This is a genomic window from Enterococcus sp. B2E4 (assembly GCF_030499455.1).
Classification (GTDB): domain Bacteria; phylum Bacillota; class Bacilli; order Lactobacillales; family Enterococcaceae; genus Enterococcus_D; species Enterococcus_D casseliflavus.
In genome coordinates this window covers 244250-257816 of sequence record NZ_JAUKPK010000001.1, presented here as the reverse complement: position 1 = coordinate 257816, position 13567 = coordinate 244250, and the positions used below count along the sequence as shown (strand labels likewise).

14 protein-coding genes are annotated in these 13567 nt (G+C 42.0%); 9 read left to right on the top strand and 5 right to left on the bottom strand.

Annotated elements, in window-relative coordinates; genetic code table 11:
* The first annotated feature begins 49 nt into the window (after positions 1–49).
* Complete coding sequence (locus tag Q1X33_RS01275; protein WP_010747922.1) at positions 50–1519, top strand: glycoside hydrolase family 1 protein; 1470 nt, start codon at positions 50–52, stop codon at positions 1517–1519.
* 51 nt (positions 1520–1570) lie between these two features.
* Here Q1X33_RS01275 and Q1X33_RS01270 read toward each other — a convergent pair whose 3' ends face one another.
* A complete protein-coding gene (locus Q1X33_RS01270; RefSeq protein ID WP_010747923.1) occupies positions 1571–1756 on the bottom strand; it encodes a hypothetical protein in 186 nt (61 codons plus the stop codon).
* Positions 1757–2121: 365 nt separating this feature from the next.
* Positions 2122–2379 (bottom strand): hypothetical protein, encoded by a 258-nt coding sequence (locus Q1X33_RS01265; RefSeq protein ID WP_010747924.1) that lies wholly within the window; start codon positions 2377–2379, stop codon positions 2122–2124.
* Between the two features lie 572 nt (positions 2380–2951).
* Between Q1X33_RS01265 and Q1X33_RS01260 the strand changes: the two genes are divergently transcribed.
* Positions 2952–3839 carry an SDR family oxidoreductase gene (locus tag Q1X33_RS01260; protein ID WP_005225682.1) on the top strand — a complete coding sequence of 296 codons (888 nt, stop codon included), beginning with the start codon at positions 2952–2954 and terminating at the stop codon, positions 3837–3839.
* Between the two features lie 81 nt (positions 3840–3920).
* Here Q1X33_RS01260 and Q1X33_RS01255 read toward each other — a convergent pair whose 3' ends face one another.
* Positions 3921–5426, bottom strand: coding sequence for a helix-turn-helix domain-containing protein (locus Q1X33_RS01255; RefSeq protein ID WP_118214973.1), 1506 nt, complete (start codon positions 5424–5426; stop codon positions 3921–3923).
* A 92-nt stretch (positions 5427–5518) separates the two neighbouring features.
* Here Q1X33_RS01255 and Q1X33_RS01250 point away from each other — a divergent pair, with 92 nt between their 5' ends.
* From Q1X33_RS01250 to Q1X33_RS01230, 5 genes are all read left to right on the top strand, one after another.
* Positions 5519–6187 carry a WxL domain-containing protein gene (locus Q1X33_RS01250; RefSeq protein WP_118214972.1) on the top strand — a complete coding sequence of 223 codons (669 nt, stop codon included), beginning with the start codon at positions 5519–5521 and terminating at the stop codon, positions 6185–6187.
* Between the two features lie 16 nt (positions 6188–6203).
* The gene (locus Q1X33_RS01245) at positions 6204–7235 is read left to right on the top strand and encodes a DUF916 and DUF3324 domain-containing protein (protein WP_081116749.1); all 1032 of its coding nucleotides are present in this window, start codon (positions 6204–6206) and stop codon (positions 7233–7235) included.
* 45 nt (positions 7236–7280) lie between these two features.
* Positions 7281–9440 (top strand): L-type lectin-domain containing protein, encoded by a 2160-nt coding sequence (locus Q1X33_RS01240; protein WP_301969460.1) that lies wholly within the window; start codon positions 7281–7283, stop codon positions 9438–9440.
* Between the two features lie 685 nt (positions 9441–10125).
* Positions 10126–10494, top strand: coding sequence for a hypothetical protein (locus Q1X33_RS01235; protein WP_015509452.1), 369 nt, complete (start codon positions 10126–10128; stop codon positions 10492–10494).
* A gap of 277 nt (positions 10495–10771) precedes the next feature.
* Positions 10772–11134, top strand: a complete 363-nt coding sequence (locus Q1X33_RS01230; protein WP_081116745.1) for a hypothetical protein — start codon at positions 10772–10774, stop codon at positions 11132–11134.
* A 75-nt stretch (positions 11135–11209) separates the two neighbouring features.
* Here the strand turns inward: Q1X33_RS01230 and Q1X33_RS01225 are convergent, their stop codons facing one another.
* Both Q1X33_RS01225 and Q1X33_RS01220 read right to left on the bottom strand, forming a co-directional pair.
* Complete coding sequence (locus Q1X33_RS01225; protein ID WP_142965729.1) at positions 11210–11644, bottom strand: MarR family winged helix-turn-helix transcriptional regulator; 435 nt, start codon at positions 11642–11644, stop codon at positions 11210–11212.
* A 58-nt stretch (positions 11645–11702) separates the two neighbouring features.
* A complete protein-coding gene (locus Q1X33_RS01220) occupies positions 11703–12113 on the bottom strand; it encodes an organic hydroperoxide resistance protein (protein ID WP_026008061.1) in 411 nt (136 codons plus the stop codon).
* A gap of 248 nt (positions 12114–12361) precedes the next feature.
* On the opposite strand from Q1X33_RS01220, the gene Q1X33_RS01215 reads away from it, so the two are divergent.
* Together Q1X33_RS01215 and Q1X33_RS01210 are read left to right on the top strand one after the other, a co-directional pair.
* Complete coding sequence (locus Q1X33_RS01215) at positions 12362–12574, top strand: hypothetical protein (RefSeq protein ID WP_005225691.1); 213 nt, start codon at positions 12362–12364, stop codon at positions 12572–12574.
* Positions 12571–13530 (top strand): SPFH domain-containing protein, encoded by a 960-nt coding sequence (locus tag Q1X33_RS01210; RefSeq protein ID WP_142965728.1) that lies wholly within the window; start codon positions 12571–12573, stop codon positions 13528–13530. Before Q1X33_RS01215 ends, Q1X33_RS01210 begins: the two co-directional genes overlap by 4 nt.
* Positions 13531–13567 lie beyond the last annotated feature (37 nt).

Here is a 13567-nt window from a genome sequence, read left to right as displayed (position 1 = left end):
TTGCTGATCTGCTGTGTCGATCATTAAAGAAAAAGAAAGTAGGCTAATCATGACAGAAAAACAATTTCCAAAAGGTTTTTTATGGGGCGGCGCCACTGCAGCCAACCAATTTGAAGGAGCATGGAACGAAGGCGGACGTGGTCCAGCGACATCCGATACAGCGATCGCTGTCAAACCAGAAGACCGCAAAAACATGGCAGAATTTGCTGCACCAATGACACGGGAAAAAGTTTTGTTTGCCTTAAATGACAAAGAAGGCTTGTATCCAAAACGTTGGGGGTCAGACTTCTACCATCGCTACAAAGAAGATATCGCCTTGTATGCAGAGATGGGCTTCAAAACCTTCCGTCTGTCCATCGCTTGGTCAAGAATTTTTCCAAATGGTGACGATGCTCAGCCAAATGAAGAGGGCTTGCAATTTTATGACAATGTTTTTGATGAGTGTGCGAAATACGGGATCGAACCCTTAGTGACCCTCTCTCACTACGAAACACCTATCGGGATCGCGTTGAACTATGGCGGCTGGAAAAATCGCCAAGTGATCGATTTGTTCGTCAAATACGCAGAAACCGTGTTGACCCGCTACAAAGACAAAGTCAAATACTGGTTGACCTTCAATGAAATCAATATTATGGGGATCTCTGGCTATGTTGGCGGTGCCTTATTATCCGAAGACGGCACACAAAACCTTTCTGACATGTATCAAGCCGTGCATCATCAATTTGTGGCTTCTAGTTTAGCAACAAAATTTGCCCACGAAATCAATCCTGACATCAAAGTAGGGATGATGTTGGCACGAATGCAAGCTTACCCAGCTACACCAAATCCAGCAGATGTGATGGAAGAAATCAAGCGTGACCACGAGAATCTCTTCTTCTCTGATGTTCAAGTTCGTGGGAAGTATCCCGCATATACGAAGCGCTTCTTTAAAGAAAACGGCATCGAAGTGACCTTCGAAGACGGCGATTTAGACATTCTTGCGCAATACCCTGTCGACTTCATGTCCTTTTCTTACTACATGAGTTCTATTGCCCGCCACAATCCTGAAGAAGGCGGCGAAGCAACTGCTGGCAACTTTTCTTTAGGCGAATCAAACCCTTACTTGGAAGCTTCTGACTGGGGGTGGCAAATCGATCCAATCGGCTTGCGTGTGACTTTGAATAACTTGTACGACCGCTACCAAGTACCGTTGTTTATCGTTGAAAACGGCTTAGGTGCCTTGGATACAGTGGAAGAAGATGGTTCAATCCATGACAGCTATCGCATCGAATATTTGAAGGCGCATATCGAACAAATGTATGAAGCGATCGAAGATGGTGTGGAATTGATGGGCTATACGCCTTGGGGTTGTACCGACTTAGTATCGGCTTCCACGTCAGAAATGTCGAAACGCTACGGCTTTGTCTATGTAGACGCGGATGATGAAGGAAACGGCAGCTTTGACCGTTCCCGCAAAGATAGTTTCTACTGGTACAAAGAAGTCATTGCCACCAATGGCGGTAGTTTGTTACAGGATTAAAAACTAAAACAAAGCGGCTCTCTTTTGTGAGCGCCGCTTTTTTTGCTGGGTTTAGAGAACAAAGAAGAAAAAGGGAATCAGCAGCTGCCATGCCAGATAAATCAAAGAAACAGTCAACGCCCACTTCTTCATTTTTGGCTTAGGCACAACGGATTCAGGCATTAAATACACAAGGGAAAAAACCGTGAGAAAAAATAGCAGGGTCAGTGGTTGGACGACAAAGGTCAGCCAGCTCATAGGAAACGCTCCTTTCAAGAGGTTTGAAGATTCTTTGTTATGATGTGGTAATTTACAATCTTATTATATATTTAATTATTCAGGAAGGCAATGTGTTCTTGGGGATCGCAAGTGTCACAACGAAAGGAATCAGAGAGAAAGGCTTGGTATGCCGTGATCGGCGAAAAGTGATTTTTTCATCAAAGCAGACTGAATAAGAATGAGTGAGGATGAATAATAAAAAAATCCCCTCGAAAGGGGATCATGAGCCGCAATCCTTACGAAGGGGATGAAAGGAGCTGTTTCGTAGGTATAGCTCGTCTTTGTTGTAGTCAAATGAGTGTTCACTAAGAGGATGTTTTGGTGCGAGTGAGGCGCAGCTGCAGTCAACGTTTTCTACTACGCAAATAAAAAATATACCCAAGCAGACTAGCAGAAATCAGGAAACCCATAAAATAAACGGTTAGTTTCATATCTGGCATGACATAGGAGTATTCTAAGATTTTACAAACAAAGAGGATCAAAGAAACAGTGATCGTTAGAGAAACCCATGTGAAACGCGGCAGTCGTTTTGTCAGGAAGACCAAACCTAACGAAAAAAAGATGACTGGTACCCAAAAGATCAAGCGAGCAAGTTGGATCATTTTATCTCTCCTCATTCATTCTTATTTGAGTAAAAGGATAACGTAAATATTCAATTTTTTAAAATCATATCCATTGGTTGTGAAAAAAATAGTTAATAATCAGAAGGATATGTGAAGGCACGCTAATGTTTTTAGTACCGCGAATAAACAGCTTATTTTTTAGAAAACGAGTATGCTTTTTATTACTTTAGAAAGTTTCAGCACATATTACAGACACCAAACACTGGATGATCGACAGCCACCACAGTCATCCCGATGTTTTTCTACAGACCGCAAAGGAGATGGAGGCCTTTCGTCGGGCACTCCTCGAACTGCTAGAAAAGTAGCAAAATCAACCACTGCACACAAAAATTTCATTACGATTTCCCAGCAGAATGATGAGATGCCTGGGGGCGTTTTCACTACTGAGTCATGCATCATTTTCGTTTTACTAAGCATCTGTTTTCTTACAGATGCTTTTTTTCTGGTGAGCGTTTCGTTTCTCATTCGCTCCATCTTCCTTTACACTTTTAAGTAAGGTCATAACAAACGATGACAAATAAGATGTAGAAATAATCAAGGAGGAAACGAGCATGTCAGAAAAAATCAACAATCCGTTAACGAAGTATTATGATGGCAAATTTGAAAAACAGGTGCAAGAAGCACCGGCGATTCAAGGAAAGATGCAGCCAGTACCTGATTGCGGGGAAGAAAGCTATTCAGGTTCAGACAAATTAGCTGGACGCAAAGCATTAGTGACCGGTGGTGATTCTGGTATTGGTCGAGCAGCAGCGATCGCTTTTGCCAAAGAAGGCGCCGATGTTGCAATCAACTATCTTCCTTTTGAAGAAGAAGACGCGCAAGAAGTCAAAGCAGTCATTGAAAAAGCTGGACGCAAAGCCGTCTTGATCCCAGGAGATTTGAAAGATGAAACCTTCGCTCGTCAATTGGTTCATGAAGCAGCCAAAGAATTAGGCGGGTTAGATACGTTGGTTCTAAATGCTGGGATGCAACAAGCGGTGAAGGACATCAAAGAGTTGACTACGCAACAAATTCAAGACACCTTTACAACGAATATCATCTCGATGTATTGGACAGTCCAAGAAGCATTGGATTACTTACCAGCTGGTGGAAGCATCATCACGACCACTTCGATCCAAAGTGCGGAACCAAGCGCCCATCTTTTAGACTATGCAGCCACGAAAGGTGCCATTACTTCCTTTAGTAAAGGGCTAGCTGCGCAATTAAGTGAAAAAGGCATTCGGGTCAATACCGTTGCGCCTGGTCCAATCTGGACGCCACTTCAAATTTCTGGTGGCCAACCACAATCTGCGATCCCAGAATTTGGTCAAAAAGAATTGATGAAACGTGCTGGACAACCAGTCGAATTAGCACCAGTCTACGTTTTCCTAGCCTCTGATGAAGCAAGCTATGTAACTGGTCAAGTGTACAGTGTAACGGGTGGTAGCTTCTTCGCTTAACAACCCTGGATAAACTTGTAGGAAAAAAGCTCGAGCAAAGATGCTCGGGCTTTTTTTGTGGATGGAAATGGAATCGGCAGCTTACTTTCCTTGTTTGGCAAACATCTTGGTCATCATCAGTTGATTGATCTTTGCAAAAACGGCTGCCCACTCTTGTTCGGCTTGTAGGTTAGACAGTAAGACTAATTTTTCGGAAAAAATCACTTCTTCATAACTATCGGTGATCAATAGATCGGCTGCTTCCATCTGGTTAATAAAAGTCACTGAAGCTTTGGAATAAATCGAACGGATCCTTGTCTCGATCATTTGCTTCGTGCGGTATTGGATCGTCGTTTGAATATAGATCGACACGGTCGGGGGCGTATTCATCTGTGTTTCTAAAAACAAGAGATGCGCAAGATAAGGCAACTGTGTCTGTTCAAAATACTTTTTGTCCAAGTCAGCAAATGGATACCTTTCAACATGGGTCAGTAAAAGCTTGCAGATTGCTTCATAGGTTTTGTCATTCGAAGGAGTGTTTTCGGTCAACAGTTGGTGTTCTAGTTGCCACACTTCCAGAAGATCGATGCCGATAATGATTGATAGATTGAAGACCAGCAGACAGCTGCTTAATAATTTTTCAAATTCGGCGACTTCTTGACTTGGAGCAAAGGTATCGTGCCAATCTTTGATCATTGCGGTGAAAAAGCGCACAAGATCGGTATCAGAGTGTTTGATCTCTTGGATGATCGCTTGATTCTTCTCTTGGGGAATCACCCCTGGCAAAAAGACATGCAAAAAGAAATTTAAGTAAAGATATTCTGACTGAAGCGTCTTTTCTGAGGCATAATCGGCACTCAAAAAAAGCGATTCGAGGATTTCCTCTGGTAAAAAACAATAAAAATTCATCAATCCCATGTATTTTTCAGGAATCGCTGGCAAATATTTTTTCTGGATCGTTCGGCTGACCACTGCTTGCCAAAATGCAGCGAGTTTATTTTTCGTTAACGGATCAAAGTGAGAAACAGCAAAGAACGCTGTAAACTCTTCGACATTTTTATGGGAAACGCTCGGCAATAGCCACAAATCAGCAGGCGCACTTTGGGTCAAGAAACTGTAGGTGAAAATACGGATATCAAGCTCTTTTCCAGCAAGAACGATGCGATTATTCAGGTCTGTTCGAATTTGGATTTGAAACTTTTCCAATAGTTGATTGATTTTCTTGATCAACCGATACATATGCGATTGGCTGACATGCAAATCCAAACATAATTGCGTCAAGGTCATTTGCGGGCGCCCAATCAAGTAGTGAATCAAGGTATATTGTGTGGAGTTGAGCAAATAATGATACATCAATTTTGCATAGAAAGGTTCATCGTCCTCTGCTTGATCAACAAAATACTGATTGTAATGATTTTTTGATAGAAGCAGGTGAGGGGAGAGCAGCTGCAAATCTTCATTTAAAAAATAAATATATTTTTGCAGACTTTTTTGTGGGATGTTCAAAACTTCTGACAGTTGGACCAATGTCACGCCATTGGAATTACAGACAACTTTGAAAATCTCTAATTTCTTTTCTTCTGCGGGAGAAATGAATTCTCGATACATAAGGGATTCTCCTTTTTGGCGTTTTTTTTACGCTAAATCTGTGAACCGTATGATAACCATGATGGATTATACTTATGATAGATGAGAATAGAATGAAAAAACACCAATTAAATTATTATTTTTTAAGGCTGTTTTTTTCGATTAACCTCGGTTTCTCATTAAAAAAAGTGAAGGAAGAGATGAAAATGAACAAAAAGGCAGTAATGTTAGGTTTGGTCGGAATGGGTTTAGGAATGGCGCCGACTGCGGCAGCTGCAGCAGAAGCGAATCCAACGGCTTCAATGACGAGTCAAGCAACGCTAACGATCGAGCAAGGAATCTTGTCACTGGATCAGGTGACTAATTTTAACTTCGGTACAAGCAGTATCCAAGAGATCGCTACCGATGAACAAGTGATTCAAACAACGTCGAATGAAGTGACATCGATCACAGATTACCGTGGGCCGAATCAAGCTGGCTGGCAGTTGACGGCGCAATTATCGAAAATGACGAATGCTAGCGATAACGAGCTGGCAAATGCCAAAGTCACTTTAAATGGTACAACGGCTTCTGGCGATGCAGCGCTAGTATCGGGCACCGAATTGATGGTAGGGGCAACAGAACCTACATTGATCGCTTCTGCTAATGGCACAACTGGCTTAGCAACCAATGACTTTAACTTTTCCAATGCTTCATTAACCGTACCAAAGCAAAATGTGAACAGCGGCACTTATAGCGGCACGATCACTTGGACATTAGCGAACACGTATCAAGCAGAGTAGGAAAGAAAGGGCGACAATGAAAAAACAAATCAAGTGCTTCGTACTCATTAGTTTCTTTATCAGTTTGTGTTGCGTTACGAAAGTCACCGGTCATGCACAGACCACACGGTTCACTGTAACCCCTGAACTTCCCCAAAATCAAGTCAGTGACGTCACTTATTTCGACTTACTGGTAAATCATGAGACCGAACAGAATTTGACCGTTGCCCTTCATAACACGAGTTCGGAAACCCTTACGATACAAGCATCCGCACTGAATAGTTACACAGCTGCTACTGGGATCATCGCTTATCAGGCAGCCGAAACAGCAGAGGATTTTGGCGGGGTGTCTTTCACGACCTTGATAAAGAAACCAAATCAAATGATTCAGCTTGCACCAGGGGAAACACGCCAAGTGGTATTTCCTCTTTCAATGAATGACAAGCGTTTTACAGGTGAAATCTTAGGTGCCTTTTCTTTTGAAGAAGAACAAAAGGAGGGGCAAGAGGCGGAGGAAACAAGTCTTACGTCAACCTATAAAATCGTCCAAGGTGTCCGCCTTCGTCAGCAGTTAGATCCGCTACCTGATCCTGAACTTTCCTTGATCGAAAGTGAGGCGATAGAAAAAGACGGCATCGCATCCCTAAAAAGCCGCATTGAAAATGATCAGCCAGTTGCTTTTGGGAAGATTGCTGTTAAGACTGTGATTCGTGAGCAAGACAGTGACAGGGTTGTGGGGGGATTTACTGCGGAAAGTTTTCAATTTGGCCCAAACTCTACACTGGATCTTTATAGCGCGTTTGATGAAGAAATTGTAGAGCCAGGAACCTATCACATTCAAATCGAGCTGAGTGCCCCACGTGGAACGTGGGTTTTTGAGGATAGCGTTACTGTTTCTCGCCCAGAAGCTGAATCGATCAATCGAAAAACGATCGTGGGATCAGGCTCTCTTCACAGCAACCGTTGGGTATATATTGTTGCAGTGGTCATTCTCCTGCTTATTTCCAGTCTATTGCTCCTGATGTATTTGCGACGAAAAAAATCAAAGGAAACAACAGAGCAGGAATGAGAAGACTTCATTTAAGCACTTGATCAAACAAAGCGGAGGATGACGATGAAAAAATTTCTTACGACACGTTTTTTACTTTTCTTCTTGTTAGGTATCGCCTTATGCTATACAGGAAACGCATCTGTTGAGGCGACCGTCGTTGAGCCAGATTTTGCGACGTTGCCGATCGATGAGACCTTGATCACTACGGTGGGGCAAGCTCGTTCTCCGCAAGGATCGGATGGCTATAACTATGTTCAGATAAATGATGGGGTGACATCAAATGTTAGTGGGGGCGTTTGGTTCAACAAAGCGGTTTCTTTTACCCGATCTTTTCGTTTAGAAATGGCTTTTTGCATTGAAAATGCAGCTGCTGATAGCGATGGCTTAGCTTTTGTTATGCAAAGCATTGGCTTAAATGCACTTGCTCAACAAGCCGGTCCAACGATTGGTGTTTGGTCGAATGTAGGGGGAACCGACCCACTGAATACCGGAGCGATTCCGCAAAGCTTTGCCATCGAATTCGATACTTACTACAATTCTGGTAGTCTGGGTCTCCATGGTGCCATAGATCGTGATGCCCCCAATAGTCATCATATCGCATGGAATTTTCCAGGTTCAAACGACGCCTATACGACGGAAGGCTGGCTGCCGTCGTATAAAGTCGTCAACCATCTTGATACTGTTGCGGTCACTGATATTTCCGATAGCCAGTGGCATACGTTTACCGTTACTTTCGATCAGCCCAATCAAACCTTGCATTATTCTGTCCCAGATTTTGGGGTCGATGTCACGGTACCCGTGGATGATACGTTCAAAACGAACTTGAACTTGACCAACAATGCGCCAGTTTATTTTGGTTTTACTGGTGCTAATGGTGGAAATGTCCAAGAAAAAGCAGTGGCATTCATTGATGTCGAAGGCTTGGTCGATATGGAATTGCGTACAGGCGTATTTGAACGTGACCCCAACAAGCTTTTGCTAGATACTGAGACAGCTCTGAGTCAACCACCAGTCGTTGATGCGCAAAAAACAATTACTTATGCCACGTATCTTTCTTATAAGGACACCAGTGATTTAACGGAGTTGGAAGCAGGCATCAAGCTGCGTTCGTTTCTTCCAGAAGGCTTTTCTTTAGTCGATGAGACAGTGTATTTCGGTGGTTCTGATTTGATGGTAAATGGTATGCCAGAAGGCGGCACGCCGATTGATTTTAGCGTTGAAGCTGGTGAGTTGGTCGCGACCCTACCTGCATTAGCCAAAGGGAATGACTATCTTATCCACTATTCGATTACCTATACGGGGGCGCCGCTCAATGAGAACTTGAATCAAACAGTGCCTGTGCAAACGACCTTCCAAGGGAATGCCTTTGTATCGAGTCTCGTATCTGGCAGCCCTGAGACGCATTCCTACACAATGACCGGTGTGTTTCCGCCCACGCTGACAACGGGTGTGCCTACCTTAGAAGAAGCGAAAGAAACCCAGCAGATCGTGCGGGAAAACCGTTTGTGCTTTACCCCGATTACCATCGATGACCGCAATTCAACGCAAGCACGCTTGTATGTTACGGATTTTTTTACGGAAGCAGAGACGGTGACGGAGGCAGATTTCTTAGAAACAGCTCAGATAGAGCGTGCCACATTGGCAGATCCCTTTACATACACGTTGGAACGAGATACCGCGAATCTGGAGCCGGGAACCACTTATTATCTTGCTGCTTTTGTGATCGATGCAGAAGGAAATCAATCAGAAACCCATTATTATGGCATTGATTTTCGAGGCAGTGTACAATTTCTCAGTGCGCCGGAGTCGATCAACGGACCGACAATCAATGTAAATGAGCTCGCACGATCGATCCGAAGTGATGGCTTTGCCTATCTTCCTGTTTCGTTTGATCAAACCTCGGCACTGCTGTCTATCAGTAACAGCAGTGAAGGGACTTGGCAGCTTAGTGGGCAAATGACTGATTTCTTGCAAGACCAGCAGCAGTTGGCAGAAGAAGTCCAATTCGTGATCTATGATCCGCTCGACGATCACTTGGTGGCAACAGTTACGAAAGAAGAAACGATCCTTTTTCAGCAGCTTCCCGACGGCGAGGCTGATTTGACCCTTGCTTTAAATGAATACAACTGCTATTTACGATTTGTTCCTGATTTTGATTTGATTCAACCGGGGACGTATACTGGTACGGTCAATTGGCAGTTGGAGAGTATGATTGTAGACTAATAAAAAAAACGCCATTACGGCGTTTTTTTTTATTAAAGTTCTCAGTCGATCACTGCTAACTTTGTCGACTTTTCGCAATTTTTAAAACTAATGATAGGCCTGCTAAAGCAAAACTGCCGTATTTAACGAATTTTTCCAAGGAATCTAAAGTTTGCTGTTTTTTGTGTTTACAGTCCGGACAGCTTTTTTCATTGCCAGTTAACTTCTTGCCGCATTTACAATGGTTCTTCATCTTTGCTCCACTCCTCGTCTCGTTTATTTTTGATGACTTTCTCTACTTTAATTATACATGTTGCTGAAGGTTCTGTCTGAGATTATGCTGTCTCCGTTTTTTGTGAAGGGCAATAAGGGCTGCTGGTTGTTTGTTTCAAATCGATCACGCTAAAGGATGCGATCCTTGGCGGCTGATTTTTCGTATAGAAGAGAGGCAATCTATCTAAAAAAGGAGGGAAATCTGACAAATTTCTCATTTTCAGATGTTGCTGATTCGCTTTGCTTATCAGTTCAGCAAAATTTTGCTATTGTGGAGTAAGATTGAGGAATCAAAAAACGACTTCTCCTTTTTTTCTTGATTCTATCCTTAATCTGAGAACGAAAATCACCGATAGTATGCTATATATAGGAACAGGGAGCCATCCTTGACGATGTCGAATATGGCATTTGAATGAAAGGATTGATGAAATAAGTGATTTCTTCAATAATCTATACGGACACAAAGGCTTATTTGGATAAGGTGGTCGATCAAGCACTGTTGGATTTGTTAAAATCTGATTATCCCAAAGTCTATGATCATGTACAACAATTGATTGCTAACTTTGAAGAAACGATCCAACAAATTGATCACTCAAATTTTTGGCAATTGATGCCAGAGATTTTAGGCTATGATTCACGCTTTGTCTTGTTGAACTCGTTGCAATTGTCAGAAGACAAATTTTTGACGGAAATCGAGGTTATTCAGATGATCGAACGCGATTATCCGAATTTGAATAAAGAGTTTTGTGGCTATTCCTTAAAAGAAAAAGAGCACGAAAGCCTGATCTTCAACATCCAATAAGCGGTTCTTCTTAGGATCACTTGATAGAAAAGAAAGCGACTAGCGCATCTAGTCGCTTTTTTTTTATGGAGAAGAAGGAGAATTAAACGTGTTATTTATCATTAAAATAAAAATTATTTTGAAATTATGAATAAAATAGATTATTATTGGTATATAATCCTTTTAGTGAAAGAAAAAACAATCGTAAAATGAAGAGGATAGATAGCTTATGTCAATAGCTGCGATTGTTTTGATTAGAAAATAAGAACCAGCCTGATTGGCATGGAAAGGAGCAGTTATGAATTACTTGAGTTTTTCAAAAAAAGAGTGGGAAGTCTTAGTTTGTTTTTGGGCTGTGGATGAGCCGCTATGCTGTACCGAATTTAGTGAACGCTTCGGCTTGAATCGCAACACGTCATTGTCAGTGATTCGTAAGTTAGTCAATAAAGGGATACTTGAGATCGCAAGTATCAAGATGAGTGGGTCAGTTTTGGCTCGTCGTTTCCAACCAGCCGTCACCGAATTGGAGATTTTGCAAAGTGGTTTGACGGAGGAACAAATTTTTGAACTGGTAAAAATTGCGATCAAAAAAATTGAAGACCCAGAACAATTAACTCAGTTGCGAAATGTTATTGGCGAATTGAAAACCAAAGCTTCGTAGGTCATCCCGTTTTCTTCGCTGTTTGTTAGTGAAGGTTTAAAAGATAAAAAAATGATCCACTGTGAAAACAGCGGATCATTTTTCTTGTTCTTGAAATTTTTGGACCATTTTGGTCGTCAATTCGTGGAGGACTGACAGTTCTTCCGGTTCAAGGGGCAAGAATTCCGTTACTTTGCAGGGGATCTCTAGCGCTTGTTCATGGAGTCCTTTGCCTGAATCAGTCAATGTGACCCGCAAGGAACGTTCATCGTCTTGATTTCGATTTCTTACTAGGTATCCTTTTGCTTCAAGCTTTTTTAAAACCGGTGTCAGTGTGCCAGAATCTAGACATAATTGCTTCCCCAATTCATTGACACTGATCGCTTCATCTTCCCATAACACCAACATCACTAAATATTGGGTATAGGTCAAATTCAACGGGTCCAGTAAGTTTTTGTACTGTTTGATAATTTCTTTTGAAGCGGCGTATAGAGGAAAACACAATTGGTTTTCTAACGCTAAGACATTCATGTTTTCACCCCTTTTTCTAACATCCGCCTCTTATCATAGCTGTTTTTTCAACGAAAGTCTACTCGCTAACGGCTTTGACAGTCACTTCAATGTTGCCAGCTGTAGCTTTTGAGTAAGGACATACGGTATGAGCGATTTCAAGCAATTCTTGTGTTTCCTCTGTTGATAAACCTTCGATTTGACCTTCGATCTCAACGCCTAAAACAAAGCTTGATTCACTTTCTGCGTATAACGTCACTTGTGCACTGACAGTCGAAGCACCGTCGATTCCTTTGTTGCTTTTTACTAATTCAAGGGCACTATTGAAACAAGCACTAAACCCAGCCGCAAAAAGTTGTTCTGGATTGGTGGCATTTTCAACACGTTTGCCAGGTGCAGTAATATTTAGTTCAAATGAATGATCGGGACTATGAACTTCTCCTGAGCGGCCGCCAGTGTTGATCATTTTTGTCGAATACATTTTTTTCATTATTTCTTCACTCCTGATTTTTATATTTTGTACAATTAGATTGTATGCAATTTATTTGGCAAATGCAAGGGATTTGTTTTCAGCTCGTCTTTTTTTTCTAAAAAGGAGGGAATTATGAAATGTATACTGTCCTCTTGGGTGAAACGTGCTATTATAGTTAGTAACACTTGTCATAGAATGAACGAATCAATTGAAACGAAAAATAACCTGCACGAAGGCAAAGAGGGTGGAAAATCATCGTAGACTACATGGAACAACGAGCGGTTGGACGTTATTTTCGATCGCTGACGGATCATTATTCAGGCTATATCCGTCTTTATGGCACCTACACAGAATATCGAGTGATTGCAGGGATTCCTGCTGAAAATGTCATGTTAGAGATTATCGGGGTTGAAAACGGTGTCTTATTGACCCGTGTTAACAATACATTATTTGAAAATGGAAGAGGGTTTTTACAATGATCATTATCCAAATTATTTTAGTTATCTTCGTATTAGTGGTTCTGATTTGGCTGATCGCAAGCACTGCTGTGATCGTTCGTCAAGGGGAAGTCAAAGTTGTGGAAAGTTTTGGGAAATATGTTCGAACGTTGGAGCCAGGTCTTCATTTTCTTGTTCCGATTTTGTATACAGTTAGAGAAAGAGTGTCCTTGAAACAGATTCCTTTGGAGATCGAACCGCAAAGTGCAATTACGAAAGACAACGTAATCGTGCAGATCGATGAAGCAATCAAATACCACGTCACTGATGTTCGTGCTTTTGTTTACGAAAATGAAAACTCCGTTATCTCAATGATTCAAGATGCCCAATCAAACTTACGGGGGATCATCGGGAAAATGGATCTGAACGAGGTTCTAAATGGAACTGAAGAAATCAACGTGGCTCTATTTACTTCAATCAAAGACATCACTGCTGGCTATGGGTTAGCGATCGACCGGATCAATATCGGGGAAATCAAAGTTTCCCAAGAAATCATTGAATCAATGAATAAATTGATCACAGCTTCAAGAGACAAAGAATCCATGATCACAAGAGCCCAAGGGGAGAAATCTTCTTCAGTCTTAAGTGCCGAAGCCAAAGCTTCGCAAATGACGATCGACGCGCAAGCTCGGGCAGAACAAACCCAAATCGATGCAGAGGCGCGGGCAAAACGTGTACGGATCGATGCTGAGGCAGAAGCGGAACGAATCGCGAAAATCACTGAAGCTGAACGCAAACGGATTTTAGCTATCAATGAAGCAATCAAAGAAAGCCAGCTAGACGAGCGCTCCTTATCTTATCTAGGGATCGAAGCCTTTAAAGACGTGGTCAACAGCAATACCAACACGGTCATTCTGCCATCCAATATGACGGAACTAGGAAATATTCCAGTCGTCAAACAACTTTGGGAAAACGCACAATCTAAATCAGTAGAATAACTTTGAAGCGCAACAAATGAAAAAAGCTCAAATGCTC